The 26,172-nt window shown below is 39.5% G+C and carries 25 protein-coding genes and 1 riboswitch; of the genes, 17 read left to right on the forward strand and 8 right to left on the reverse strand.

Annotated features, from left to right (window positions below):
• Nucleotides 1-7 precede the first annotated feature (7 nt).
• The 4 genes from parC (at nucleotide 8) to BW142_RS12760 (ending at nucleotide 5,604) form a co-directional block, all read left to right on the forward strand.
• Nucleotides 8-2,302 (forward strand): DNA topoisomerase IV subunit A, encoded by a 2,295-nt coding sequence (gene parC, locus BW142_RS12745; protein ID WP_076925086.1) that lies wholly within the window; start codon nucleotides 8-10, stop codon nucleotides 2,300-2,302.
• A gap of 185 nt (nucleotides 2,303-2,487) precedes the next feature.
• Entirely contained in the window at nucleotides 2,488-3,201 is a 714-nt protein-coding gene (locus tag BW142_RS12750) for a 1-acylglycerol-3-phosphate O-acyltransferase (protein ID WP_024596234.1), read from the forward strand.
• Nucleotides 3,201-3,536, forward strand: a complete 336-nt coding sequence (rraB, locus tag BW142_RS12755; protein WP_076925087.1) for a ribonuclease E inhibitor RraB — start codon at nucleotides 3,201-3,203, stop codon at nucleotides 3,534-3,536. The genes BW142_RS12750 and rraB overlap by 1 nt, the downstream gene beginning before the upstream one ends.
• An 883-nt stretch (nucleotides 3,537-4,419) precedes the next feature.
• Nucleotides 4,420-5,604: a polysaccharide lyase family 7 protein gene (locus BW142_RS12760; RefSeq protein WP_024596235.1), complete on the forward strand. Its 1,185-nt coding sequence runs from the start codon at nucleotides 4,420-4,422 to the stop codon at nucleotides 5,602-5,604.
• Between the two features lie 55 nt (nucleotides 5,605-5,659).
• Here BW142_RS12760 and BW142_RS12765 read toward each other — a convergent pair whose 3' ends face one another.
• Complete coding sequence (locus tag BW142_RS12765; protein ID WP_076925088.1) at nucleotides 5,660-6,631, reverse strand: zinc transporter ZntB; 972 nt, start codon at nucleotides 6,629-6,631, stop codon at nucleotides 5,660-5,662.
• A gap of 285 nt (nucleotides 6,632-6,916) precedes the next feature.
• Between BW142_RS12765 and BW142_RS12770 the strand changes: the two genes are divergently transcribed.
• From BW142_RS12770 to BW142_RS12780, 3 genes are read left to right on the forward strand one after another with little or no spacing between them, the layout of a single operon-like run.
• Entirely contained in the window at nucleotides 6,917-7,351 is a 435-nt protein-coding gene (locus BW142_RS12770; protein ID WP_076925089.1) for an ATP-dependent zinc protease, read from the forward strand.
• A gap of 2 nt (nucleotides 7,352-7,353) precedes the next feature.
• Complete coding sequence (gene rimK / locus BW142_RS12775) at nucleotides 7,354-8,259, forward strand: 30S ribosomal protein S6--L-glutamate ligase (protein WP_002961977.1); 906 nt, start codon at nucleotides 7,354-7,356, stop codon at nucleotides 8,257-8,259.
• Complete coding sequence (locus tag BW142_RS12780; RefSeq protein WP_076925090.1) at nucleotides 8,246-9,304, forward strand: succinylglutamate desuccinylase/aspartoacylase family protein; 1,059 nt, start codon at nucleotides 8,246-8,248, stop codon at nucleotides 9,302-9,304. Before rimK ends, BW142_RS12780 begins: the two co-directional genes overlap by 14 nt.
• Nucleotides 9,305-9,408: 104 nt before the next feature.
• Here BW142_RS12780 and BW142_RS12785 read toward each other — a convergent pair whose 3' ends face one another.
• The 4 genes from BW142_RS12785 to recQ all read right to left on the reverse strand — a co-directional run bounded on the left by BW142_RS12785 (nucleotide 9,409) and on the right by recQ (nucleotide 14,047).
• The gene (locus BW142_RS12785; protein ID WP_076925091.1) at nucleotides 9,409-9,981 is read right to left on the reverse strand and encodes a mechanosensitive ion channel domain-containing protein; all 573 of its coding nucleotides are present in this window, start codon (nucleotides 9,979-9,981) and stop codon (nucleotides 9,409-9,411) included.
• Between the two features lie 69 nt (nucleotides 9,982-10,050).
• Nucleotides 10,051-11,760: a ShlB/FhaC/HecB family hemolysin secretion/activation protein gene (locus BW142_RS12790; protein ID WP_076925092.1), complete on the reverse strand. Its 1,710-nt coding sequence runs from the start codon at nucleotides 11,758-11,760 to the stop codon at nucleotides 10,051-10,053.
• 171 nt (nucleotides 11,761-11,931) lie between these two features.
• Entirely contained in the window at nucleotides 11,932-12,216 is a 285-nt protein-coding gene (locus tag BW142_RS12795; protein ID WP_024598872.1) for a DUF3630 family protein, read from the reverse strand.
• Nucleotides 12,217-12,223: 7 nt separating this feature from the next.
• Nucleotides 12,224-14,047, reverse strand: coding sequence for a DNA helicase RecQ (gene recQ, locus BW142_RS12800; RefSeq protein WP_076925093.1), 1,824 nt, complete (start codon nucleotides 14,045-14,047; stop codon nucleotides 12,224-12,226).
• A gap of 468 nt (nucleotides 14,048-14,515) precedes the next feature.
• Between recQ and BW142_RS12805 the strand changes: the two genes are divergently transcribed.
• Nucleotides 14,516-14,971 (forward strand): thioesterase family protein, encoded by a 456-nt coding sequence (locus tag BW142_RS12805; protein WP_024599000.1) that lies wholly within the window; start codon nucleotides 14,516-14,518, stop codon nucleotides 14,969-14,971.
• 51 nt (nucleotides 14,972-15,022) lie between these two features.
• Nucleotides 15,023-15,940 (forward strand): EamA family transporter RarD, encoded by a 918-nt coding sequence (gene rarD / locus BW142_RS12810; protein ID WP_024596242.1) that lies wholly within the window; start codon nucleotides 15,023-15,025, stop codon nucleotides 15,938-15,940.
• Nucleotides 15,941-15,956: 16 nt separating this feature from the next.
• On the opposite strand, the gene BW142_RS12815 is transcribed toward rarD, so the two are convergent.
• Together BW142_RS12815 and BW142_RS12820 are read right to left on the reverse strand one after the other, a co-directional pair.
• Nucleotides 15,957-17,192: a response regulator gene (locus BW142_RS12815; protein WP_076925094.1), complete on the reverse strand. Its 1,236-nt coding sequence runs from the start codon at nucleotides 17,190-17,192 to the stop codon at nucleotides 15,957-15,959.
• Nucleotides 17,193-17,277: 85 nt separating this feature from the next.
• Nucleotides 17,278-17,652, reverse strand: coding sequence for a DUF413 domain-containing protein (locus tag BW142_RS12820; RefSeq protein WP_007583734.1), 375 nt, complete (start codon nucleotides 17,650-17,652; stop codon nucleotides 17,278-17,280).
• 91 nt (nucleotides 17,653-17,743) lie between these two features.
• Between BW142_RS12820 and BW142_RS12825 the strand changes: the two genes are divergently transcribed.
• From BW142_RS12825 to ung, 8 genes are all read left to right on the forward strand, one after another.
• Nucleotides 17,744-18,616, forward strand: coding sequence for a LysR family transcriptional regulator (locus BW142_RS12825; protein WP_024598997.1), 873 nt, complete (start codon nucleotides 17,744-17,746; stop codon nucleotides 18,614-18,616).
• Nucleotides 18,617-18,782: 166 nt separating this feature from the next.
• Nucleotides 18,783-19,715, forward strand: a complete 933-nt coding sequence (locus tag BW142_RS12830) for a porin (RefSeq protein WP_076925095.1) — start codon at nucleotides 18,783-18,785, stop codon at nucleotides 19,713-19,715.
• Between the two features lie 317 nt (nucleotides 19,716-20,032).
• Nucleotides 20,033-20,165: riboswitch (cobalamin riboswitch) on the forward strand.
• 245 nt (nucleotides 20,166-20,410) lie between these two features.
• On the forward strand, nucleotides 20,411-21,223 hold the full coding sequence (locus BW142_RS12835; protein ID WP_076925096.1) for an ABC transporter ATP-binding protein: 813 nt from the start codon (nucleotides 20,411-20,413) through the stop codon (nucleotides 21,221-21,223).
• Nucleotide 21,224: 1 nt separating this feature from the next.
• Entirely contained in the window at nucleotides 21,225-22,229 is a 1,005-nt protein-coding gene (locus tag BW142_RS12840) for an iron ABC transporter permease (protein WP_076925097.1), read from the forward strand.
• A gap of 4 nt (nucleotides 22,230-22,233) precedes the next feature.
• A complete protein-coding gene (locus BW142_RS12845; RefSeq protein ID WP_076925098.1) occupies nucleotides 22,234-23,718 on the forward strand; it encodes a cobyric acid synthase in 1,485 nt (494 codons plus the stop codon).
• Nucleotides 23,711-24,310 (forward strand): cob(I)yrinic acid a,c-diamide adenosyltransferase, encoded by a 600-nt coding sequence (gene cobO, locus BW142_RS12850; RefSeq protein ID WP_024604202.1) that lies wholly within the window; start codon nucleotides 23,711-23,713, stop codon nucleotides 24,308-24,310. Before BW142_RS12845 ends, cobO begins: the two co-directional genes overlap by 8 nt.
• Nucleotides 24,310-25,170: a cobalamin-binding protein gene (locus BW142_RS12855; RefSeq protein ID WP_076925099.1), complete on the forward strand. Its 861-nt coding sequence runs from the start codon at nucleotides 24,310-24,312 to the stop codon at nucleotides 25,168-25,170. The genes cobO and BW142_RS12855 overlap by 1 nt, the downstream gene beginning before the upstream one ends.
• On the forward strand, nucleotides 25,167-25,829 hold the full coding sequence (gene ung / locus BW142_RS12860) for a uracil-DNA glycosylase (protein WP_076925100.1): 663 nt from the start codon (nucleotides 25,167-25,169) through the stop codon (nucleotides 25,827-25,829). Before BW142_RS12855 ends, ung begins: the two co-directional genes overlap by 4 nt.
• An 87-nt stretch (nucleotides 25,830-25,916) precedes the next feature.
• On the opposite strand, the gene BW142_RS12865 is transcribed toward ung, so the two are convergent.
• A complete protein-coding gene (locus BW142_RS12865) occupies nucleotides 25,917-26,105 on the reverse strand; it encodes a DUF3545 family protein (protein WP_002961395.1) in 189 nt (62 codons plus the stop codon).
• Between the last annotated feature and the right edge of the window lie 67 nt (nucleotides 26,106-26,172).

Consider the following 26,172-nt stretch of genomic DNA (forward strand, 5'->3'; position numbering starts at 1 on the left):
AGCTTTAATGAGTGATACAGATACCTTGCTAATGCAAGGAATTGAGCAACAAACAATGGGGCGCTTTACCGAAGACGCCTATTTAAATTATTCCATGTACGTAATTATGGACCGTGCTTTGCCGCATGTAGGTGATGGTTTAAAACCAGTACAGCGTCGTATTATTTATGCGATGAGCGAACTGGGTTTGTCGGCTAACGCTAAGTACAAAAAATCAGCCCGTACGGTGGGTGACGTACTCGGTAAGTACCATCCACACGGCGACAGTGCATGTTACGAAGCGATGGTATTAATGGCGCAGCCGTTTTCTTACCGCTACCCTTTGGTAGATGGACAAGGAAACTGGGGTGCGGCAGATGACCCTAAATCGTTTGCAGCAATGCGTTATACCGAAGCGCGTTTATCTAAGTTTTCAGAAGTACTGCTTAAAGAGCTTGGTCAAGGCACCGTCGACTGGACACCAAACTTTGATGGCACAATGGATGAACCTGTTGTACTGCCTTCTCGTTTACCGCATATTTTACTCAACGGTATAACGGGTATTGCCGTAGGTATGGCAACTGATATTCCGCCACATAACGTACGTGAAGTGGCTAGCGCATGTTGTTTATTACTTGATAAACCAAAAACAGAGCTTGAAGAATTACTTGAGCTTGTACATGCACCAGATTACCCAACAGATGCTGAAATAATTACCCCAAAAGCCGATATTCATAAAATATATAAAACCGGTCGTGGGTCTATCAAAATGCGTGCGGTTTACACCGAAGAGCATGGCGATATTGTCATTACAGCACTGCCGCATCAATGTTCTGGTGGTAAAGTGCTTGAGCAAATTGCAGCGCAAATGAACGCTAAAAAATTACCAATGATTGCCGATTTACGTGACGAGTCAGATCACGAAAATCCGACACGCATTGTAATTATCCCGCGCTCAAACCGCATTAAAGCTGAGCCATTAATGGCTCATTTATTTGCAACTACCGACCTTGAAAAAAACTACCGCGTAAACTTAAACATGTTAGGCCTAGATGGCCGCCCGCAAGTTAAAGACTTACGCTGTATTTTAAGTGAGTGGCTAACATTTAGACGCGAAACAGTGCGTCGTCGTTTGCAGTATCGTTTAGATAAAGTATTAGCGCGCCTACATATTTTAGAGGGTTTATTAGCCGCCTTTTTAAATATTGATGAAGTAATTGAAATCATCCGCAGCGAAGATAAACCAAAGCCTGTATTAATGGAGCGCTTTGATTTAACCGATACGCAAGCAGAAGCAATTTTAGAATTAAAACTTCGTCATTTAGCAAAACTTGAAGAGTTTAAAATTCGTGGTGAGCAAGATGAACTAGCCAAAGAGCGTGATAAATTAGCGCAAATTTTGGGTTCTGAGCGTCGTATGTCGACACTGCTTAAAAAAGAAATTCAAGAAGCCGCTGAAATGTACGGTGACGATCGCCGCTCACCAGTGATTGAGCGCTCAGAAGCAAAAGCACTTAACGAAAAAGATTTAATTCCATCAGAGTCAGTTACTGTTGTGCTATCAGACAAAGGCTGGGCACGCGTTGGTAAAGGTCATGACTTAGATGTACAAGGCTTAAATTATCGCTCAGGTGATGGCTTTAGAGCCTCGGCTCGTGGTAAGAGTAATCAACCTGCTGTATTTTTAGATTCAGCAGGGCGGGCGTTTGCAACCGATGCACACAGTCTACCTTCGGCGCGTAGCCAAGGCGAGCCAATGACAGGTCGCTTTAACTTAACACCAGGTGCTAATTTTGAGCACGTGGTAATGAGTGAAGACGAGCAAGTATTGCTTATGGCGTCAGATGCAGGTTACGGCTTTATTAGCGACTTTAAAGACTTAGTTAGTAAAAATAAAAATGGTAAAGCGTTGGTAAGTGTCCCTAAGGGTGGAATATTACTTTCGCCTATTAGAGTGAACGATGTTGCTAGCGACTACTGTATGGCTATTTCTAACGAAGGTCGAATGCTTTTATTCCCGCTGCGAGACTTACCAAAATTAGGTAAGGGTAAAGGTAATAAAATCATTTCTATACCGGGTGCTAAAGTACAAGCCCGTGAAGAGTTTGTAAAAGTGCTTGCTGTAGTGCCACTAGGAAGCAGTGTTACGCTTCATGCTGGTAAACGTAAACTAACACTTAAACCAAGTGATTTAGAGCATTATCATGGTGAACGAGGGCGTAGGGGTAATAAACTACCGCGTGGCTTACAACGTGTTGACGAAGCCGTTGTTGAGCTAACACCTCAAGATGATGAATCAAAAGAAGTCATTAGCGAAGAGTAGCGAATGACTTCTTTTGTACAAATAAAAACGGTCTGCATTTGCAGGCCGTTTTTGTTTTAAAACCATTTTAAAGCAATATTAAAACAAGCAGCTTAAATATTTCAGCGTACACTTGTGCGCTATTGACTCGTTTGTGTCACAAAATAACGCTATAATAATCATAATTGATTTTTGGAGAAGCCCATTTGCTAGCTGTCATACGCGTTTTTATTATGCTGCTGTTTATATTATTCAGTTGTATTTTTGGTTTATTACTTTCGATTGTAAGACCATTTCATCCTAATAATGTACATATAATAGCGGGTTGGTTTGGCTCAATGGCTAAAATGATTGGCGTTAAGTTAGTTTTAACACGTCATAAAGATGCCGTTGATCCAGGTCCTGCGGTTTATGTTGCTAATCATCAAAATAGCTACGACTTATTTACAGTGCCAGCAATGGTGCCAAAAAATTGCGTAAGTTTAGGTAAAAAAAGCTTAAAGTGGATTCCGTTTTTTGGTCAGCTTTACTGGTTGTCGGGCAATATATTAATAGACAGATCTAATCGCTCCAAAGCGGCGGGAACTATTTCAAAAGCAGCCGAAAAAATTAAGAAGAATGGCTTATCTGTATGGATGTTTCCTGAAGGTACACGAAGTTACGGAAGAGGTTTATTGCCGTTTAAAACTGGCGCGTTTCACACCGCAATGAGCGCAGATGTACCCATGATTCCAGTATGTATGAATACAACACATAAAACCATTAAGCTAAATCGTTGGGATAATGGTACAATTCACATCGAAATGTTAGCGCCTATATCGCTTGATAAAAACACTAGCGCGCGTGAGCATGCTAAAAGCGTGCATAGCATTATGGCTGCTAAAATAACTGAATTAGATGCTCAAGTGAGAGATAAATAATGGAAAACTGGCGTGAAATAAGTGAAGACATCGTAAGTTCACTACTTGAAGATGGATCAGATCCTGAAATACTTTATGAAGTAGAACACCATTTTGTATGTGAAGACTTCCCTAAGCTAGAGCAAGCAGCATTGGCTGCTTTTAAACTAGGCTACGATGTTGAAGAGCCAGCAGAGCTTGAGCTTGAAGACGGCAGCAAAATTTGGAGCTTCGACATAGTAGTAGAAGCTGAGCTAGACGTAGACGTAATTATGGAAGACGTTGATAAGCTAGCGCAACTAGCCATAGAATGCGAAGTTGAGTACGACGGTTGGGGCACTTACTTTCAAGAGTAATGCAGCTAACTAGAGTTTAGATTTATTAATTTGAAAGCGAGTATTGTAAAAGTACTCGCTTTTTTGTGTCTCGAATTAGGGAGTGCTAATTTTACATGATTCAAACTTGCTTACATCCATGTAAGAATAAGTTAACCGAGCGCAGCTTCCGCGTTCTGCTCACGCCCCTCACCTGTATCCATGTAGACAACAAAGTGTTACTCACTCCAAAGAAATCTCAAAATTAGTACCTGTTTAGCATTTCAGTTTCATCACCACCTATTAATTTGAAAGGTTAATCTCACATATAAAATTTACTTTTAATTATTTATTTGCACTAATATTTTGAAATTTTAAATTGTATAAGCGCGTATTTTTAAATTTTAGTCATTCAAATTTATCTTTATAACTAAAGTTAAATTAAATTTAACAGGTATTACCAGTCTGTTTTGGCAACAATTTTATCAGGAAATAACGGTGTTTATTCATAAGGCATTAAGTTTTGCGTTAAATATTGGTAATAGTGGTTTTTATTTTAGGTACTACTATTTTCTTAAATTTAAAATTTATTACATAGTGTAAATAGAAATCAATACGTTTTTATCCTCTTGCTTTTAAAGTGTTTTTTTGTATTTTAAATATATCCCTTTAGAGGTTTTATAGTTTTCATGGTAACAATTAACTTGTTGACATATTGGTAACAAAAAATATAGCCTTGTTTTGCCGGTTAGGTGATGGTTTTGGTAATACCAATTTAAAGGTTTTTTCTTTTCAAATTCTTTTTTGTTGTTACCAATTTTTTGGGGTTTAAAAGTCTGTTTACATGATGCGATCTAGGTTTGGTTTTTATCGCCAAGCTAAGCTGTAAGGTTGCTTATTATTCAGGTTTAAAGGAATAAAAATAATGGTTAAATTTAAAAAGTTACTTATTTGCTCTGCAGTTGCTGCAAGTACTTCTTTTGCGCACGCTGCCTCGATTGAAAATTCAGGTTTTGAAGGTGGCTGGAGTAATTGGAATGAAACAGAGCCTGCAGCGCTATCTTCAGATTCGTATAAAGGCTCTAAATCACTGAAAATACAAGGTAGCCCAGGGCGTGTTTATCAAAATGTAGATGTAGATCGAAATACTCAGTACACGTTAAGTGCCTATGTACTCGGTAAGGGGCAAATCGGGATCAATGATCTTAATGGTTTGTTTAAAAGTGAGAAATTCAATGTTTCTTCATGGACAAAAGTATCTAAAACTTTCACCACGGCTAACACTGGTTCACTACAAGTATTTGCTAAGCATGATAAGAGTTCAAGCGATGTTCGTTTTGATGACTTTTCGTTAACTAAGGGTAGTTCTTCTGGCGGTGGAGACACAGGTGGTGATACTGGCGGCGGTGATACGGGTAGTGGCTCTGGTATAGCGAGTAACATCACCAACGGTAGTATTTTTGATCTTGAAGGTAATGATCCTCATCCATTAGTAAATAGCGATACTTTGGAGTTTGTTCCTTTAGAAGCGCGTCATATCACTCCAAACGGGAATGGCTGGCGTCATGAATATAAAGTTAAAGAAAGTGCACGTGTTGCAATGACCGAAACCTATGAGGTTTTTGAGGCAACTGTAAAAGTTGAAATGTCAGATGGTGGTAAAACAATTATCTCTCAGCACCATGCTAGCGATACCGGGACAATTTCTAAAGTGTATGTTTCAGATACAGATGAATCTGGATTTGATGACAGTGTAGCTGGAAATGGCATTTTTGACGTTTATGTTCGTCTGCGAAATACAAGCGGTAACGAAGAAAAATTTGCCCTTGGTACTATTACTAGTGGTGGCTCGTTTACTCTACGTGTTGAAAATAATTATGGCGATGTTGATGTTAGCGCACTAGGTCGCTCATTTGGTATACCTGTAGAAGATGACTCAGAGTCATACTTTAAATTTGGTAATTACCTACAATCACAAGACCCTGATACATTGGATGAGTGTGGAGAATCGGGTAATTCGGATTCTTTCAAAGAGTGCTTTGAAGATTTAGGGATTACAGAATCTAAAGTAACGATGACGAATGTTAGTTATACTCGAGAAACTAATTAATTAGCTACTCAATCATGGCCACTCAATTGAGTGGCCATACTAAAATTGCTTTAATTTATAGCCATTTTTTATTTTTAAAGTACACGCCAATACCACCAGTAAGTACAATTAAAAATATGACAAAAGCACTAAATGCATAAGGGCTTTCGGTACCCGGAATACCCCCTACGTTTACACCTAACAGGCCAGTTAAAAAGCCTAGCGGTAAAAAAAGTGCCGCTACTACTGACATAACATACATTCGCTGGTTTAACTGTTCAGATACTTGGTTAGTGATTGTTTGCTGAATGATTTGCGCACGCTCAATCGAGCTATCAAGCTCCTCTAAATAACGAATAAGTAAGTTAGTCGTTTCATTAAGTTTTGCTTTATCGTCATCCAACAGCCAGGAATAGTGATTATTTACCATTGAGCTAAGGGCTTCTTTTTGCGGTTTTAAATAGCGTTTTAAGGCAATTGTTTGACGGCGTAACTGTGATAAACCTTGGTTATCAAACCTTTTACTAGGTTCATCTATTTCTTCTTCAAACTCATCGAGTGTTTCATCGAGTGAATCAATAACGCTTTGCATGCGAGAGGTTAGTTTTTGTGTAATGGAGCATACTAGCTCAGAAATATTACATGGACCTTTGTTTTCATTTAAACACGCAAGCGTATCTTGCACCGATAATAAACGGCGCTTACGGGTGGTAATAAGGATATTTTCACTAATAAATAAACGAATTGAAACCATGTCTTCAGGGCTTTGTGCTGGGTTTAAATTTACACCACGTAAAAATAACATGTGCCCATTAGTTGTTGCTGTAATACGTGGTCGTGTTTCATCAGCAATTAAAGAGTCTAATTCGTAATCGTTTAAATGAGGTTGTGCCTTGAGCCACTCAACCGCCTCACTTTGGCTATAGTCCATGTGCACCCAAAGTTTCCCTTGGCTTGGTTGCCAGCTATTTAGCTCATTCGTGCTTTCAATAGGGCGAGCGCCGCCTTGTCCATCAAGTACAAGTGCATGTAGTAAACCATTAATCATAATTATTTCTCATAATAGTGTATTTTTAATACCGTTAACTATAGTGTATCTACTTAAGTATTTTAAACTTACCTTTATTTTTAATAAGTTAAGTTTGAACAACCAAATAAATGCAGAGCCTAGGGGCTGAGCAAAGTAGCATAAAGTACTGTTCAGTAAGGCGTGCATTGTGTGACTAGTTGTTCAAAAAGATCAATTTAATTTACTAATCGACTAGATAAATTTATTTCGTTGGTGTTTTTTTACCTGTAGCGTATAAGTCACTTTTTTATTAAGGGCACATTTATGACAGCAAAGATTACAGTTGGTTGGCGTGAGTGGTTAAGTTTACCTGAGCTTGGTATTAACGATATAAAAGCAAAAATTGATACAGGCGCTCGCACTTCATGTATTCATGCAATTAACATTGAAGAATACGAAGTTGACTCAGAGAAATGGGTTGAATTTACGGCCCAACCATTGCAGGATGATGAGCAAACGCAAGTCACTTGCAAGGCAAAAGTTAAAAAAATGAAGTACGTAACCAGCTCAAGTGGGCAAAAAGAGTTACGCTATTTTATAGAAACGACATTGCATGCAGGCGAGCATAGTTGGCCGATAGAGCTTACTTTAACAAGCCGTGCAACAATGAAGTTTAGAATGTTATTAGGGCGTACAGCCATGGAAAATCGTATAGTCGTTGACCCGGCTTTATCTCAACTATTAGGTCGTAAGGTTTAACTATGAAAATCGGTATTTTATCTCGCAACAGAAAATTATATTCAACACGTCGCTTAATTGAGGCGGCAGAAGCACGCGGTCACGAAGTTAAGGTGATTGATGCATTACGCTGCTATATGAATATAAACTCGGAGCAACCAGAAATTCACTATCGCGGTGAAAACTTAAAAGAATTTGACGCAATCGTCCCGCGTATTGGTGCATCGGTTACATTTTATGGCTGTTCGGTACTTCGTCAGTTTGAAATGATGGGTGTTTACCCAGTAAACGAATCAGTCGCTATTTCTCGTTCGCGCGATAAATTACGCTCACTTCAGTTACTTTCGCGCAAAGGCGTTGGTATGCCAGTAACAGGTTTTGCTAGCAAACCAGATGATGTAAAAGACTTACTAGAGATGGTAGGCGGTGCACCTGTTGTAATTAAATTACTTGAAGGCACACAAGGCATTGGTGTTGTACTTGCTGAAACACGCAAAGCGGCTGAAAGTGTTATTGAAGCATTTATGGGCTTAAAAGCTAATATTATGGTTCAGGAATACATTAAAGAAGCAGGTGGCGCGGATATACGTTGTTTTGTACTAGGCGATAAAGTAATAGCAGCTATGAAGCGCCAAGCACAAGAAGGTGAGTTCCGCTCTAACCTTCACCGTGGTGGTAGCGCTACGTTAGTTCGCATTACTCCAGAAGAACGTAAAACGGCAGTAGCAGCTGCTAAATCAATGGGCTTGAACGTAGCGGGAGTTGATTTACTTCGCTCATCTCGTGGACCACTTGTGATGGAAGTAAACTCATCACCAGGCTTAGAGGGCATTGAAATAGCAACAGGTAAAGACATTGCAGGCATGGTAATTGATTTCATCGAAAAAAATGCTTCAAGTAAAGGAACAGCAACACGTGGCAAAGGTTAAAATTAACCGTCCTTTTACCTTATTAGGTGAAAGTGTAGGCGTAGGCGAGCGTAAAACACTTGCCTTAGAGGCAGCTAAACTTTATACCCATTCACCACTTAATATTCCTATTGAAGTGGTTAATGGTGTAATGGAAGGCCCTGTGCTTATGGTGTGTGCGGCGATCCATGGCGATGAACTAAATGGCGTAGAAGTTGTGCGTCAGTTAATTGCTAAAATAGACCCAAGCCAACTGCGCGGTACAATAATTGCTGTGCCTATTGTGAATGTGTTTGGCTTTATTCATAAATCGCGTTATTTACCAGACCGACGTGATATGAACCGTAGTTTCCCAGGTTCTGAGCGTGGCTCACTTGCTGGGCGTATGGCTTATATGTTTTTTAATCAAGTGGCAATACATTGTACTCACATTATTGATTTACATACTGGCGCTATTCATCGAACTAACTTACCGCAAATTCGCGCTAATTTAGAAGATGAAGCAACGGCTGATATGGCTAAAGCATTTGGTACACCAGCGGTAATAAATGCATCATTGCGTAATGGTTCATTACGAAGTGAAGCTGCAAACCTAGGTATACCAGTTATAACCTATGAAGCAGGTGAAGCACTGCGTTTTGATCCTATAGCTATTGCGGCAGGTGTGCAGGGTGTTGATTATGTTATGCGTCATTTAAAAATGATCCGTGGCAAGCGCCCTAAAAAGCTACCAGATCCTATCATTGCCGGTTCGACTAGTTGGATACGTGCAGAGGTTGATGGCATTGTGCGTGCACAAGTATCACTAGGTGAGCATGTGACTAAAGGGCAAGTACTTGCTTATATTAGTAGCCCATTAGGCGACTCTGAGCTTGAACTTTTAGCGCCCAAAGGCGGTATTGTTATTGGTCAGCAAACTATGCCATTAGTAAATGAAGGTGACGCGGTATTCCACCTTGCTTACTTTGCAAATGACAATAGTTTAGTAGAGCAGCAACTAGAGAACTTTATTGATGAAATAAATGATTTAGATGACGAGCTTAAAACAGCTGAACTAAATAACTAATAGCTAAACTAAATTCTGTTTAGCTAAGCATTAAAAAGCCGCAGTAGGTAATTACTTACTGCGGCTTTTTTGTGGATATTGCTTTATCAACGATGCTTTTTAAACTATGTTTTTTTAGGACCAATAATACGCTTTATAACGGGCGTTTTTGTTGGCTTTGGCTCTTTATTTAAAACCATGACAGGGCGTGTCACAAATAAATTATTAGGATAAATTACACGGTGCCCATCAATGTGTTCAAGCACTACATTCATCAAGCCCATTTCTACTATTCGACCTTCAACATGATTAGCACCGTCAATAATTCGTACCCAATTGCCAACTCTGCAGTCATTTTGAATAAACATCAGTAAAAATGCGGTTAGGTTACTCAGTAATGACCAAGCGGCAAAAAGCGCTACGCCTAACATGGCAAATAAAGAGGAGCCTAAAACCAATAAGCCACGCAGCTCTATACCCCAAAATACTAAAACTAAACACAGCACTACAAAGGCGAGTATTATTTTTAGTAAGAGCTCTGCACGGTACTTTCGGTGTAAATCCACTTTTCCTTTAATTGCTTTTTCGAGTAATTTTTTGGTTATTTTTAATAGCAGAGGGAAAACCAAAATAGCGATTACAGTGACAATTAACTTATATTGTGATGCAAACAATTCTAAAACTTCTATTATTTTCACTTTAGGCCCTGAGCTTTTATAAAAATTTAATTTAATGCAATTGATATTAGTTTAACGCGTTTGTATTATTTAAAAAGTGTTTTTAACGCTCACGAGCCACTGTACTGAGTCTACATCATCGTAGCTATCAACTGGGGCTGCAATATCAATGTGGATCATGGTGCCTGAGTTTGCACGACTCGGTGCTAAACGCAGACCCACGCCTATATTTTTTAATACATGTGCGTTTTCACCGTTATCTTTATCGTTAAACCATGCTCTTCCTACATCTACAAAAGCTGCGCCACCCACTTTAAATAATTGCAGTAAATCGTATTCCCAGTAATAACGCTTTTCTAAATTAACTAAAAAACTACGGTCGCCATGTTGATAATCCATAGGGTAACCACGTAGGCCTGTTTCGCCGCCTAAAGTAAGTTGTTGATCAGCAGTAAGGTTTTTGGCGTACTGCACGCGGGCTTTAACATACCAAGATTGGTCTTCGCTGGTATTTAAATAATATTGTATTTGGCTGGTGGCCATAAAATTTTCGAGCTTTTTCTGCTCTTTATTCCAATAGCCATCAATATCTGCGCTAAAGCGCCATAAAGTATTATCGTTAGTAAAGTGGGCTTTTTTGAAGTTAAATGAATACACTGCGCGGCTGTCGTCATTACTTAATGACTCGTCTGAATAGCCAATTAAGCTTTTAATATTCCAGCCTAAATTTAAATCTTCTGTGCGAGATATGCTGTCAAAATTGCGTACTTTTATATAGTTATCTTCAAACCAATGGCCGCTTATAAAAGGGTAGCTTAAGCTTCTGTCCTCGGCAAGTGGTGCAAAGGTCGTGTCTATCGCTTCAAAGGTATGTTGCTCGTCGGTGTAACCTAAGGTTAAGCGCTGGGTCCAATTATTATTAAGTGCTTTTGAGTGCCCTATAAATGCACGGTTTAAATCAGTAGTTTGATCAAATTCGCTAAACTCTTCACCGCGTTTATATAGCGACTCTTCGCGCTGCTCAGAATAGCTTAAAATACCATAACTAAAAGGGGTGTCTATTGCGTAAAATGGGTAGGTAAGCTCAAGTAAGTGGCGCTTGCCATCGCTATTATCGGCATATTCTAAACGGCCGCGGTAGCGGGTAGATAAAATATTAGGATCGTCGTAAACAAATAAATAGCCACTACGATCGCTGTCGGTCGTGCGTGACAAAGAAAGGCGCTTACCCCAACCAAGCAGGTTTGATTCTCTAAAACCTATACTCGATTTGTTTTCTCCACCGCTACGGCTAAAGTTTACTTCTGGTAAAAGTGTCCATAAGTCGCGGGTAACCACTTCTACATTAACATTGCCGTCGCAATTTTCGGTTGCACTAATTTGTGCATCATATAAATAGCTTTCTTTACGAAGTAAACGCTCAGATTCAGCAAGCTTTTTAGCGTCGTACTTGTCACCAGGGGAGAATAATAAAAGGTTATTGATTACATCGGGCTCTGTTTGAATATGAGCACGGTTAGCAAATCGAAATAGTGCATTATTTTCCTCTTCAAGCTCAGTATTAAATACATTAAGTTGCTTGAGCTTTATTGAGGCTATTTTTGCGTTACTGTTACTATTTGTGAGGGATGTTTTGTCTTTGACTTCTCGGCGTAAGTTTTTATCTGTGCTTAAATCTGTCTGTTCTACAAGGCAGTTATCTGTTTTCATTGAAGATTGTTGTGCGAATGCATTAGGCACATAAGAGCTTAAAACCGTTAAGCTAATACAACACTGTGCTATCCATTTCTTGTTCACCATTAAACCTCTTTACTGCTACGTAGCAAATGACTACCGTAATATCAGCTTACATCATTGTTATTATAATGTAAGTAAAAGGTATGGATTTTGAAATTAATTAATTGTTACTCATATTCACTTTTGTTAATAACCAACCTGGTTTAGAACCGCCTGTGCGCGAGGTATTAAAAGCTAACTTAAATAAAATGCTAAAGCGGCTAATAAGTGCTCAGCTTCACGGCCTTCGGCATTAATCCAAATACTTTGGCTATAATGCTCATAGTTTAAATTAAAGGTTTGCTGATGATAGGTAAAGCGAACTTGATGGCGATCGGCACCTGCAGAATACTCGTTGAGAGTTACATCATCTGAGTGTAAAAATAGGGTACTCCACAGCTCAAAGTCTTCATCGTTTGGCGGCTCGACTGGTGTAATTAAAATGTATTTATGGGCGTGGTCATATTCTATTTGAGTCATAACTTTCTTAATTTGTAGCTAGGTAATTACGAATTGCAGTTAAGAATTCGCCGCCGTATTTATTTAATTTGGTAAAACCTACCCCCGACACTTTTAAAAATTCGCTGTCGTTTGTTGGCATAAGCTGCGCCATTTCGGCTAGCGTTTTATCATTAAATACCACATAAGGTGGTACATCATCGGCATCAGCAAGTTCTTTACGTAGTGCGCGCAGGCGAGCAAACAGTTTTTTGTCGTAATTAAATTGCGCTAACTTATCTTGATAAACGTGTTTGGCTTGCAAGCGTGGTTCGGCTAATTGCAGTGCGTACTCGCCTTTTAAAATTGCACGCGCGGCTTCGGTTAATCTAAGTGACGCACCTTGCGTTATATCTTGGCTAAGTAAGCCTTGATGAATAAGCTGGCGTAAAATACTGAGCCAAAATTCACTGCTTTTGTCTCTACCTATGCCGTAAGTACTTAGCTCATGATGATTATTATCGCGTATGCGGCTAGTATTTGCACCACGTAGTAATTCAACAATGTAGCCAAGACCAAAGCGTTGGTCAGCTCTATATACACACGAAAGTGCTTGCTGGGCGACTAAGGTACCATCAAAGCTTTTTGGCGGATTTAAGCAAATATCGCAGTTGCCGCAAGGCTCGCGTTGATATTCACTAAAGTAATTAAGTAATATTTGCCTACGACACGTTTGTGCTTCTGCAAAGCTTGCCATTGCGTTAAAGCGTTGTTCTTCTACGCGGCGGCGTTGTTCGTCGTCTATGTCTTCAAAAAAGCGTCTTACACGGCCAATATCAGCTGGATCAAAGTACATTATGGCCTCAGCTGCGAGTCCATCTCGCCCAGCTCGACCTGTTTCTTGATAGTAAGACTCTATACTTTTTGGAATATCGTAATGCAGTACAAAACGCACATTAGGCTTATTTATACCCATACCAAAGGCAACGGTTGCGACCACTATTTGAATATCGTCACGGGCAAAACCAGTTTGAACAAACTGTCGTTGCTCATTACTCATACCAGCATGGTAAGCGGCAGCGTTTAACCCTGCATCAGCCAATTTTTCGGCAATGTCGTCTACACGTTTACGGCTGGTGCAATAAATAATACCACTTTGGCTTTTTTGCTCTTTTAAGTAACGAAGCAATTGCACCATAGGTTTAAATTTTTCTTCTATGGTGTAGCGAATATTAGGGCGATCAAAGCTGCCAGTATGAATATAAGGCTGTTGTAGTTTTAGTTGTTCAACTATATCAAAACGGGTGGCTTTATCTGCAGTTGCAGTTAGCGCCATCATGGGGACGTGTGCAAAACGCTGCTTTAATTCATTTAATCTAAAGTAATGAGGCCTAAAGTCGTGACCCCAATGCGACACACAATGCGCTTCGTCAATTGCAAATAAACTCACATTTAAATGCGATAAACGTTCTAAAAATTCGCGTTGTAATACTTTTTCAGGTGCGACATATAAAAGCTTAATTTGCCCCTGATGAAGCTGTTGATACACTAATTGCTGCTCTTCTCGCGCTAAGCTGTTATTAACGTAAGCTGCTTTTACTCCAAGTGCTTGCAGTTGTGTTACCTGATCTTGCATAAGCGATATAAGTGGAGAAATAACAATAGTTACACCCTCAAGCACTAAAGCAGGAATTTGATAGCATACTGATTTTCCGCCGCCGGTAGGTAGTAATACCAGAGAGTCTTGACCATTAATAGCAGCGTCAATAACTGCTTTTTGACCGTCGCGAAATTCACTGTAGCCAAACACTTGTTTGAGGACAGTTTCGGGTTTACGCACTAGTGTGCTCGAAGAGGGAGTTGATGTATTCATTGGCGGGTATTTTAGTGGTTTTTTAGTGAGATGTCTTTAGCTGAGTTACTTAACCTTACCCCTATTGTAAGTAAATTTAACTCTGCTAGGGTCTGTTGATCTTTGCGGATTAAAATTTGTTCAGACTAGGGGCTATTTAATCGCGGCGCGAGGTTTGTAACCTAGTGGGCTAAGTAAAAACCGAGCAACAAAGAGTAAATAGCCCCTAGGAAGAACCCTTTGGGCAGCGCCTGTTTGTCATTAATGCTACGTTATCGCCCATTTATGGGGAATAACCACACTACATAGGCTCTGCCTTGCCTAAATACCAAACAGACTGCTGTAAATTTAACCTTGAAAGATCAACAGACCCTAGTGTTGAAATAGCTTTTTAATATCAGGCTTATTTAAAATGACTTAACGAGAGCCTCGTAGTTTTGCTTAAGTTATGCTTTACTCATCGTACCAGTTTAAGCGTAGAGAATAATAATGAATAAAGAAATGTTAATTGAACAAGTGGGCGCATTGTTTGTAAATGGCATGCCATTTAATCAGTTTTTAAATATCTCGGTTGAGTCACTTACTCCAGAGCAAGCAAAAATAAGTTTTCCTTGGCAAGACGTATTTATAGGAAACCCTGCGCAAAAAATATTACATGGTGGCGTTATTTCAGCCGTTCTCGACAACGTAGGAGGTATGCTCGCGGCAGCGAGTGTAATTGATAAGCTAACCGATATAGACATTAAGAGTGTACAGCAAAAGCTAGCAACCCTTGGCACTATCGATTTACGAACTGATTATTTGCGCCCAGGAAAAGGGGAGAGCTTTATAGCAAGTGCCACACTTATTCGCTCAGGCAATAAAGTATGTGTGTGTAGAATGGAATTGCATAACGAACAATCTGTTCAAATTGCTTTTGGAACTGGTACGTATTTAGTTGGATAAAACGCGCGTGGCAAGTAAACTAGCGGCCTTTTAAATCACTAAGTGTTTATTATGTCGATTGATACCGAGCAGCGTAAAGGTGCTATTTTTGCTTGTCTTGCTTTTTTTATGTGGGGTCTTGCGCCAATATACTTTAAGTTAATTCAGCATGTTACTGCCTTTGAAATTTTAATGCATCGGGTTGTTTGGTCGGTTGTATTTTTAGTACTGGTAGTAAGTATTTTAAAGTATTGGGACAAAGTAAAACGCATCATTGTTCAGCCTAAGCTTTTGCTTATGCTTGTCATTACCTCTGCACTGCTTGGGTTTAATTGGGGTTTATTTATATGGGCTATAAATAATAACCATATGCTTGATGCGAGTTTGGGCTATTACATAAACCCTCTTTTAAATGTATTGCTGGGAATGCTCTTTTTAGGTGAACGCCTGCGTAAGTTTCAAGGCGTAGCAGTAGCACTTGCCTTTAGTGGTGTTGTACTGCAGCTAATTAGTTTTGGCTCGTTTCCGGTAGTTGCATTTTCATTGGCTATATCGTTTGCGCTTTATGGTTTAATACGTAAAAAGTTACCTGTTGAAGCTCTGCCTGGTATTTTACTTGAAGCACTTATATTACTGCCTGTTGCACTCATCTATTGGTGGTTAATGGTGCCTACAGCAACATCAAGCCTCCCAGCCAACGATTGGCATACAAATGCATTACTGATTAGTGCCGGTATTGTAACTACATTACCATTACTGTGTTTTACCGGTGCAGCTAAGCGCTTACAATACACTACACTTGGTTTTTTTCAGTACATTGGACCAAGCCTAATGTTTATATTGGCAGTGGTGTTTTACGGTGAAATTTTTGATGCGGAGCGTGTAGTAACGTTTGCATGTATTTGGAGTGCATTAGCTATTTTTAGTTGGGATTCTTATCATCAATCACGTAAACGTAAAAAAGCGGCTATTACAGCCGCAGAAGTATAATTAACTAATAAAATGGTTAACTAACTACTTTATTACGACCAGATTCTTTAGCATCGTAAAGTTTTAAATCGGCCTGTTTTAATAGTTCATCAATTTGATAAACAGGCCCGTTTGAGAAGCCAATAGAGATAGTAAATTTAATTTTAGCTTTACTAAATTCTTGGCTATTCATTTCTATAAAATACCTAAAACCTTCAAGCCTTTTTAGTGCTTCTTGTTTATCAGTGTCGGCAAAGTACACTGCGAATTCTTCACCACCTAAACGCGCTACTAAATACTTTTTAAAATATTTACTAAAGCAAATAGAAAGCCCTTTTAATACTTCGTCGCCTACATCATGTCCGTGTGTGTCATTAATCACTTTAAAATGATCAATATCAAGCATTGCTAAGGATCCTGAACCTTGCTTACTTTTAATCTTTTTAAGTGACTTATTGGTTTCTTCAAAAAAGTAACGGCGATTAGGTAAATTAGTTAAATAATCAGTGTTAGCTTGCCGTTTTATTGTGGCCATGAGCTCTAACATATCGACGTTTTGGCTTAGACGACAATAAAACTCTTCATTATAAAAAGGTTTACGAAGGTAGTCGTTTGCACCATTTTTTAAAAACAACGTTGATAAATCAGACGAGTCTGCGGCAGAAACACCAATAATCACTTTTTCATCGTTGTCATATAAACGACGAATTTCAGTGCATAGTTCATCACCATTCATGTTTGGCATTTCGTTATCAGTAATAATTACAGATATATCAGGTGAGGCTTCAAGCGCGGCTAGTGCTTCTATACCGTCTTCGGCTTGTAGAATTTGATATTTATGACGTGCAAGCAAGCTGCAAATGTAAGTACGTGTAGATGCAGAATCATCAACAACAAGCACTTTTACATTTTCGTTGCGAGTTAATCTAAGTAATTGTCTTTCGAGGTATTGATACGCTTGTTTGTTTTCTTTAATGATGTAATCAATGATTGGATATTTTTCGACTGTATCGCGGGTTTGTTTATCAATATTACCCGTCATTACAATAGTTGGAATGTCAGCCTTAACAGTACACGGTACTGCTTCACCAGATGGGGCATCAGGTAATATAAAGTCGACTACAGCACAAAAGTAGCTATTTTTACTTATAAGCTCTTTTGTTTGTGCTAATGACTCAGCTATATCAACTTCATAACCTGCTTTAAGCGCGATGTGCTTTTGCACTCGCGCCATTGCAGGTGTATCTTCAACTATTAGTATTTTTCGCGTCACGTAACACCTTGTTTATATTTTGCAAAAATATTTGCTTATACAAGTTGTAACTGTTAAAACGCAAAAAAGCAAATAACTTAAGTACTTACAGGTTATCCGCTTCTGAATAATACTCTTGGCTAATTGGTGCTGGCCCTGACATTTTTGAACGGCCAAATAAAGTATGAAATTTAGTTTTACAGGTCGTTAGCTTTAAGTATTTTACCCAAGCTCGTTCGATTGGGTTAGTAGGTTCTTGTGAGCCAGTGACTACTGCTACAAACTGTTCTTGATGTTCGTTTTGCGGCTCAATTGTTTTGCTATATAAGCCTCTTAAAACAACACCGTGTTGTTCTAATATACTGGCTTCTAATAAGGTGAAGTTTCCGCTGCGGCTAAAGCCACGTGGAAAATTCTGATCATCATAAAATTGACGTTGGCTAACAAATGCTTGGCGTAGTAATGAAATGTTATTGCTCATAGCTTTATCCTCATACCCTATTAATTAGCTGGAGTATGATGCAAGTTTGGCAATTTATTAAACAAATTATTTTTATCGTGAGGATAAAAAATTGGATATCGATTTATTAAAAACATTCGTTGAAGTAGTGCGTACGCGTCACTTTGGTAAAGCGGCCGAAAACCTTTATATTACGCAGTCTGCAGTGAGCTTTAGAATTCGCCAATTAGAGCAGGGGCTTGGTGTTAATTTATTTATTCGCCAGCGTAATAATATTCAACTTACCGCACCAGGCGAGCGCTTATTACCGCACGCGCAAATGATTATTACAGGTATGCAGCGCGCCAAAGTAGATGTTGCGCTTGCCGATAATATGCATAAGCAAATTAGCTTAGCAGGAACGCCTAATATTTGGGATGCTTTTTTACAGTTTGGTATAACAAATATTGTATCGGCGATGCCGGGCGTGTCGTTGGTTGCAGAAGTTAAAGCACAACAAGAAAGCACTCGACTATTATTAGAGCGCACGCTTGATTTGGCAATATTGTTTGATCCACCAAAAGTAGACGAGTTAGTAGTAGAGCGAATTTGTGAGTTGCCAATCATTCCTGTAAGCGGATATGACACAGCAACGAACGAAAACTTTTTTGATAATCAATATGTGTATGTTGATTGGGGAACTACTTTTTCTCTTTGGCATGCGCGTCAGTTTACCGGTAAAACGCCACCTTACTTTAGAACTAGCACAGGACGTATTGCACTTGATTTAATACTGCAATGTGGTGGTAGTGCATTTATACCTCAAGTATTGGTTGAAGGGCATTTAGAAAAAGGTGAGTTGTTTCATGTTAAAGGGGTAGAAAACACCTCAAGAGACGTATTTATCGCATACCACAGAGACAACGAGCAAAAAGAGCTAATAGAAACCTTAGTTAATTTACTTTCGCAAATGACGCCAAGCTTGTCTTTAAAGCAAAGTAAGTAAGAGAGACCATTTATTAAACTTTCATGTTATTTTGATTTCAAATTTAATGCATTTTTATTAATAAAAAAAGACATTAATATTTCCATTGTAATATTACTGTCATTTAGCGATGACAAAATGCAGCAGTTTTAAAAATTAGTCTTTTGTGATTATCCAAGGAAATAACATGAAATTTGTAAAATCGAGCTTATGCTTAGCACTATTAAGTGGTTTATCTTTTAATGCACTTGCCGACGTAGACATTTACGGTAAAGCGAATGTAACAGTGCAATCATCAGATGATGGCGAAGGGTCTTTTACTGAAATAAAAAGTAATGCATCTCGTCTTGGTGTTAAAGGTTCTGAAAAAATAAATGATAGTTTAGAAGCGGTATATAAGTTTGAGTTTCAAGTTGATGTGTCTGATGCTGATTCAAAAGGCGATAACGACGATAACATTTCTGCGCGTAACCAATACGTTGGTTTAAAAGGTGCGTTTGGCCAAGTGGTTATTGGTCGTAACGATACTGCGCTTAAGCAATCTCAAGGCAAGTTGGATTTATTTAACGACCTTGAAGGCGACATTAAAAATGTATTTAAAGGTGAAAACCGCTTAGGAAATACAGTTAGTTATTCATCAAACTCATACGAAGGCTTTAAAGTACTTGCTACTTTTGTAGCTGAAGATGATGTAGACGCTGATAACGGTTATTCAATGGCGGTGACATACGGTGACGTTGCACTTAAAAAGAGCGCGGTATACGCCTCTATTGCAGCCGATAGCGAAGTAAATGGCTACGATGTAGTGCGTGCATCAATCCAAGGTAAAGTTGAAAACTTTAAACTGGGCGCAATGTACCAAACACAAGAAGCAGTAGATGGCAGCGCAGAGGCGGATGGTTACTTGCTAAATGCTGCTTACAGCATGGGTAACAACACATTTAAAGTGCAATACCAAGATATGGACTTTGACGACAGCGACGATAAGTCAGCAATTTCAGTTGGTCTTGATCACAAATTAAATAAAAACATTAAAGTATTTGGTTTTTACTCAAGCTTTGATATGGACAACAACGTTGACCAAGACTACGTAGGCTTAGGTATTGAATACAAGTTTTAACGGCAGGGCGTGTTTATCTTTGGTGGTTGAATTTGCAGCAGTGTGTTTGGTTTTTAGGCAAGGCAGAGTCTGTGAAATGTGGTTATTCCCCATAAATAGGCGATAACGTAGCATAAATACCAAACATGCGCTGCCCTCAGGGTTCTTTCTAGGGACGATTTACTCTTTGTTGCTCGGTTTTTACTTAGCCCACTAGGTTACAAACCTCGCGCCGCGATTTAATCGCCCCTAGATTGAACAAATTTAAATCCACAAAGGTCAATACGCCCTAGTTAAAACACTCCCTTTTTAACCGCGCTCTTTTGAGTGCGGTTTTTTTTGCTTTAAATTATTTACTTAGCCGCCCATAATAGAGCTTCATTTGGAATGAGGTGCGAGTCCTCGACTGTTCCCGCAACTGTAAGCAGCTGAGCTGTAAGTCAGATACAAATGGTATAATACCAATTTTATTAAAAACATGATCTTTCTAGCGAATTAAATAACTTACTAACTTTGTTAAAAATTATTCATATATAACAACTATATGCCATAATTTCGCCTTGTTATTAAACTATTTATTTGTCGCTGTAATAGCTTAATAATTTAATGCAATTGGTATGAATTCTTTTAACGAGCGGGCTTACTCATTTTTTCTTGTAGTGCATTAGTATTTTTATCGCATTTTTAGTGAGTTTAACCTAGCCTAGGACTGACTATTGCACACTCAAACACCATTAAATACACCATTACTAAACGTTAAAAACGTATCGTGGGATATTGGCAATAAAACGATTCTCAAAAAAATAAACCTTAAAATAACCACAGGTAAATTTGTTGGTTTAATTGGACCTAATGGCGCAGGTAAATCGAGCTTATTGCGTTGTTTATATCGTTTTAATAAACCGAGTGGTGGCGTTGTAGAGTTCAACAACACCGACATTTGGCAACTAAAAAGCGATGAGTACGCAAAAAAAGTAGCGGTTGTTTTGCAAGAAACCCCGTCGCAATTTAACTTAAGCGTATTTGATGTTATTGCACTTGGGCTAACGCCTCATAAATCGCTATTTAGCTCAGTAACTAACATTGATAAACAAAAAATTACCCAAGCTATCAACACTGTAGGGTTGGCAGATCATAGCGATCAAAGCTTTGAGTCACTTTCGGGTGGTGAAAAGCAACGTGCCTTGATAGCCCGCGCCATAGTTCAGCAACCTCAGTTGTTAATAATGGACGAACCAACTAGCCATTTAGATGTTAAATACCAAATACAGGTAATGGAGCTTGCTAAATCGTTGGGTGTAACGGTGTTTGCATCGTTTCACGATTTAAACTTAGCTTCTGCAATGTGCGATGAACTAGTGGTTATTAAAAATGGTGAAATTACACATACAGGCACGCCAAGTGAGGTATTAACCGAAAACATGCTAGGCGACGTTTTTGGTGTCTGCGCTCAAGTAAATAACCACCCGCAAATATCGGAGTCGGGAAATAGCATCCCTCATATCACTTACTTTTATGGTTACGAATAATATGAGCGCAGTTAATACTCGCCAATCACTTGCGCTATTTATCAGTGCTGCAGCTGCTTTATTTAGCTTATTTGCAGCACTTAGTTTTGGCGCAGCAGAGACCTCACTTCAAGATGTATTTAATAGCTTTTTACTCTCAAATGATGCGTCTTTTAATTCGCGTATTATTTTTGAACTAAGAATGCCACGAACATTACTCGCCTTTTTAGCAGGCTCTGGCTTAGCAATTGCGGGGCTTATTTTACAAATGGTAACGCGTAACCCTTTAGCCGATCCTTACTTATTTGGTATATCGTCGGGTGCCTCATTTGGGGTGGTGTTACTTATGGCATTAGCAGGTATTAGCGCAGGTTTTATGTTGTCGGCAGCAGCACTGCTGGGCAGCTTACTCGCCATGAGTTTATTAATACTTATTGCAGATAGGCAGCAAAGTGCACAGGTAGAATCAATGTTATTAGCTGGTGTTGCTCTGTCGTTTTTATTTAGTGCATTTACCAGCTTGTTGCTTTATTGGAGCGACCCTCAGGCGGTAGCCGCTATTTTATTTTGGACACTGGGCAGCTTTTCGCGTGCGCAGTGGGCTACGCTTAGTTTGCCTTTATTGGTAATTACATTGTGTACGTTTGTAATGCTGAGCTTTAGAAGGCAGCTAAATGCTATGTTACTGGGCGATGAAAGCGCAATTACATTAGGTGTGAGGGTTCAGCGCTTTAGAATACTTATGCTGGTTTTAAGCTCATTAATTACCGCTGTGCTGGTGGCTATGTGTGGTGGTATTGGGTTTGTAGGATTAATGGTACCGCATATTGTGCGCTTTTTTATATCCCAAGGCACCATCGCTGGCTTACTGGTAACCAGCTTGGTGGGCGGTACATTTATGGTGTGGGTTGATGTACTTTCGCGCTCATTGCTGAAAAACCAAGAACTGCCCGTAGGTGTTATTACTGCAGCTATTGGTAGCGTGTTCTTTTTGAGTTTATTGTTTTTTAGAAAGCGAAGGGTGTAATTCCATGAAAACCTTAATGGTGCAAGGCACTACATCAGATGCTGGTAAAAGCACTTTAGTTGCTGCCCTTTGCAGGGTGTTTGCTAAGCGTGGGGTAAAGGTTGCGCCTTTTAAACCACAAAATATGGCACTTAATAGCGCAGTAACAAAAGATGGCGGCGAAATTGGTCGTGCGCAAGCTTTGCAAGCAATAGCAGCTAAAGTAGAGCCAGAAATAGACTTTAACCCTATATTACTTAAACCTAATAGCGATACTGGCGCACAAGTGATTATTCACGGAAGAGCCATTAGTAATATGGAAGCGGGCAAATATCACGACTATAAAAAAGTGGCGATGGATGCAGTAATTACCTCACATAACCGCTTAGTTAAACGCTTTGATTTACTCCTCATTGAAGGGGCAGGTAGCCCTGCTGAAATAAACCTGCGTGAAAACGATATTGCCAATATGGGTTACGCCGAAGAGGTAGATTGCCCAGTAATTATAATTGCTGATATTGATAAAGGTGGTGTGTTTGCAGATTTGGTAGGTACATTAGCGCTACTAAGCGAGTCAGAACAGGCGCGCTTAAAAGGCTTTGTTATAAACCGCTTTAGAGGCGATATAGGTTTGCTGCAAGGCGGGCTTGATTGGCTTGAAGAATACACAAACAAACCCGTACTTGGCGTATTACCTTATTTACACGACCTTGCGCTTGATGCTGAAGACGCCGTCGCAATTGATAATAACGTAACAAACGCCTCAATTAATATTGCAGTGCTGCTTGTTCCCCACATTAGTAACCACACCGATTTTGATGCACTGCGTTTGCACCCAAACATTAATATATATTACGTGCGCCATACGCAAACGATCCCAGAAGTTGATCTGATAATTCTCCCAGGCAGTAAAAACGTGCTGGGCGATTTAACCTTTTTGAAAAATGAAGGTTGGGACACTCAAATTAAACGCCACTTACGCTATGGTGGTAAAGTACTTGGCATTTGTGGCGGCATGCAAATGCTGGGCAATACGCTCAATGATCCAGATGGTATTGAGTCATCATTAAAGCAAGTAAATGGGCTTGCTCTGTGCGATTTTGAAACCACGCTAATAACACAAAAAGTATTAACTAAAATAACCGCTACACTGCTTTTAAATAACCAATCAACACCCTGTAGTGGTTACGAAATACATGCAGGGATTAGCCAAGGTGCAGCGCTTAATAAGCCATTTTTAACCTTTGATGAAAGCCACCCACATGGCTTTACGTTTGATGGCTTTATTAGCGATGATAACGCCATTGCGGGCACTTATTTACATGGCTTATTTGATGAAGCCGATGCTACATCGCAAATTTTAAAATGGGTAAAACCAAGCGCCTCAATTAACCCAATTAGTATTGCCGCTCACCGCGAGCAGCAGTTAGAACGATTAGCAACCATGTGCGAAACGCATTTAAACATACAGCAAATTATCTCGATTTATGAAGGGCACAATAATGACTGAACAAAACAACGATAAGCATAAGCAGCGCCAACAAAAAGTAAAAGAACAAGTGGATGCACGTGTTGCGGCAGCGCAAGATGTAAAAGGTATTTTTCAGGTAATTACCGGTAACGGTAAAGGCAAATCAACCTCGGGCTTTGGCGTTGTAGCACGTTGCGTAGGGCATGGTAAAAAAGCAGCTGTTTGCCAATATATTAAAGGTACGTGGGAGTGTGGCGAGCGTAATTTATTACAAAGTGCAGGCGTTGAGTTTGTTGTAATGAACACCGGTTTTACCTGGGATACACAAAATAAAGAAGCCGATACTGCAGCCGCCCAAGCAACATGGCAAGAGTCAAAACGCATGCTTGCTGATAGCAGTATTGATTTAGTATTACTCGATGAGCTTACGTATATGGTGACATACGGCTATGTTGATTTAGATGAAGTAGTAACAGCGCTTAATAACCGCCCACCCATGCAGTCAGTTATTATTACAGGGCGTGCAGCGCATCGTACTTTAACCGACCTTGCCGACACAGTAAGTGAAGTGCGTAATGTAAAACACGCATTCGACTCAGGCATAAAAGCGCTTGAAGGTTTTGATTACTAATGTTTAAAGCGTTTTCTATTGGGGTGCTGCTTTTTTGTGTATCGGGCAGTGCACTTGCAGAGCTGGCTAATGATTCTAAAAAACTGCGAATAATCGCGCTTGCACCGCACATTGTCGAAAACCTATTTGCCATAGGGGCGGGCGATAATATTGTGGGCACAGTTGATTACGCCGACTACCCAAGTGAAGCCCAAAGTATTGAGCGCATAGGGGGTTATTACGGTATCTCGCTTGAAAAAGTATTGGCGCTTAAACCCGACTTAGTTATTGCGTGGAAAAGCGGAAATCAAAGCGAAGATTTAGCCCAAATAGAGCGTTTAGGTATAAAAGTGTATTTGAGTAATCCCACCACAATCGCGGGTGTAGCCCACGAGTTACTTACTTTTGGTGAATTTACAGGGAATATTGAGCAAAGCCAACAAGCGGCAAATGCATTTACACAAAAGCTAAACGCGATTGTTAAAAGCCAGCAAGATAAAAAAGATATTACCGGATTTTATCAGTTATGGGCTGAGCCCATGATGACAGTAAGTAAAAACACATGGATAAATCAGCTGATTGAAACATGCCATGTAAGTAATGTATTTGCCGATAGCGTTACAGATTATCCGCAAATTAGTATCGAAAATGTTATTGTTACTAAGCCGCAAGTTATTATTATCCCTGATGAAAAATCAAAAACACCACAGCCGGTTGTTAATTGGCAAAAGTGGCCAGAAGTACCAGCAGTTAAAAATGATCAATTTATTAGCGTAAATGCCGATTTATTACATCGTTTTACTCCGCGCATGCTAGATGGACTCGCGGATATGTGTGTTAAAATAGACGCATCACGTAAACAGATTAAGAGTACACAATGAGCAATTGGGCTACATTTTTAGAAAGTGAATTACAGCAACCTTACATGCAGCAAACGTTAGAGTATGTGGCTAATCGCCGCAATGAAGGTGTTGCTGTTTACCCGCCTGAAGCTCAAGTATTTAGTGCTTTTGATGCCACCGCACTTAATGACATCCGCGTTGTAATTTTAGGACAAGACCCATACCACGGGGAAGGGCAAGCGCATGGCTTGTGTTTTTCGGTATTGCCTGATGTAAAAAAGCTGCCACCGTCGCTTAAAAATATGTACAAAGAGTTAGCTGTCGATATCAGCGGGTTTATTATTCCTGAGCATGGTTACCTGCAAAGCTGGGCAGATCAGGGCGTGTTTTTACTCAATACAGTATTGACCGTGGAGCAAGGGCAAGCGCATTCACATAAGCATTTAGGATGGGAGCAATTTACCGATAATGTAATTGCCCATATTAATAAGCACTGCGAAGGTGTGGTATTTATTTTATGGGGGGCACATGCACAAAAAAAAGGTAAAGGCATAGATAGCGCTCGCCATCATGTTTTAAAAGGGCCGCACCCATCGCCGCTTTCGGCGCATAGAGGCTTTTTTGGTTGTAAGCATTTCTCACAAACGAATGAGTTATTGCAAGCCAAAAAAAATAAGCCAATTAACTGGCAAATCTAATTTATTCTAAAGAACTCAAATTGTTTAAACCATTAAAAAAGGCTTCCAGATTCTGGAAGCCTTTTTGTTTAGTTGGGGCGTATTGAATTAAAAATCGAGCTCATCAATTGCAATACTGTCTGTAAAGTAGTCTAGTTCTTGTAGTTCTTTACGTAGGCGCTGTTTGTCTTTTATTGCTTCTATTTCACGCCATTTTCTTTTTTTATTTTTTTGAGAGGTTTTTCTTGTTGTATCTGGTCCTTCTAATATCTCTAATATATCGTTTAGGCTATCCATGAACTTCTCCTATTGATTTTATTGACCTCAAGAATACCTATACCACAGGCCTAGTTAAAATAGAATA

This window comes from Pseudoalteromonas sp. EB27, assembly GCF_001974875.1.
In the GTDB taxonomy this organism is placed as follows: Bacteria; Pseudomonadota; Gammaproteobacteria; order Enterobacterales; family Alteromonadaceae; genus Pseudoalteromonas.

What these genes read in the sequence shown, in the direction of transcription:
- BW142_RS12765 (WP_076925088.1), bottom strand. Translation starts at nt 6,631, where the DNA reads ATGATTAATGGTTTACTACATGCACTTGTACTTGATGGACAAGGCGGC.
- BW142_RS12770 (WP_076925089.1), top strand. Translation starts at nt 6,917, where the DNA reads ATGACAGCAAAGATTACAGTTGGTTGGCGTGAGTGGTTAAGTTTACCT.
- BW142_RS12795 (WP_024598872.1), bottom strand. Translation starts at nt 12,216, where the DNA reads ATGACTCAAATAGAATATGACCACGCCCATAAATACATTTTAATTACA.
- BW142_RS12790 (WP_076925092.1), bottom strand. Translation starts at nt 11,760, where the DNA reads ATGGTGAACAAGAAATGGATAGCACAGTGTTGTATTAGCTTAACGGTT.
- BW142_RS12805 (WP_024599000.1), top strand. Translation starts at nt 14,516, where the DNA reads ATGAATAAAGAAATGTTAATTGAACAAGTGGGCGCATTGTTTGTAAAT.
- BW142_RS12865 (WP_002961395.1), bottom strand. Translation starts at nt 26,105, where the DNA reads ATGGATAGCCTAAACGATATATTAGAGATATTAGAAGGACCAGATACA.
- BW142_RS12840 (WP_076925097.1), top strand. Translation starts at nt 21,225, where the DNA reads ATGAGCGCAGTTAATACTCGCCAATCACTTGCGCTATTTATCAGTGCT.
- rimK (WP_002961977.1), top strand. Translation starts at nt 7,354, where the DNA reads ATGAAAATCGGTATTTTATCTCGCAACAGAAAATTATATTCAACACGT.
- BW142_RS12830 (WP_076925095.1), top strand. Translation starts at nt 18,783, where the DNA reads ATGAAATTTGTAAAATCGAGCTTATGCTTAGCACTATTAAGTGGTTTA.
- BW142_RS12855 (WP_076925099.1), top strand. Translation starts at nt 24,310, where the DNA reads ATGTTTAAAGCGTTTTCTATTGGGGTGCTGCTTTTTTGTGTATCGGGC.
- ung (WP_076925100.1), top strand. Translation starts at nt 25,167, where the DNA reads ATGAGCAATTGGGCTACATTTTTAGAAAGTGAATTACAGCAACCTTAC.
- rarD (WP_024596242.1), top strand. Translation starts at nt 15,023, where the DNA reads ATGTCGATTGATACCGAGCAGCGTAAAGGTGCTATTTTTGCTTGTCTT.
- parC (WP_076925086.1), top strand. Translation starts at nt 8, where the DNA reads ATGAGTGATACAGATACCTTGCTAATGCAAGGAATTGAGCAACAAACA.
- rraB (WP_076925087.1), top strand. Translation starts at nt 3,201, where the DNA reads ATGGAAAACTGGCGTGAAATAAGTGAAGACATCGTAAGTTCACTACTT.
- BW142_RS12845 (WP_076925098.1), top strand. Translation starts at nt 22,234, where the DNA reads ATGAAAACCTTAATGGTGCAAGGCACTACATCAGATGCTGGTAAAAGC.
- cobO (WP_024604202.1), top strand. Translation starts at nt 23,711, where the DNA reads ATGACTGAACAAAACAACGATAAGCATAAGCAGCGCCAACAAAAAGTA.
- recQ (WP_076925093.1), bottom strand. Translation starts at nt 14,047, where the DNA reads ATGAATACATCAACTCCCTCTTCGAGCACACTAGTGCGTAAACCCGAA.
- BW142_RS12760 (WP_024596235.1), top strand. Translation starts at nt 4,420, where the DNA reads ATGGTTAAATTTAAAAAGTTACTTATTTGCTCTGCAGTTGCTGCAAGT.
- BW142_RS12820 (WP_007583734.1), bottom strand. Translation starts at nt 17,652, where the DNA reads ATGAGCAATAACATTTCATTACTACGCCAAGCATTTGTTAGCCAACGT.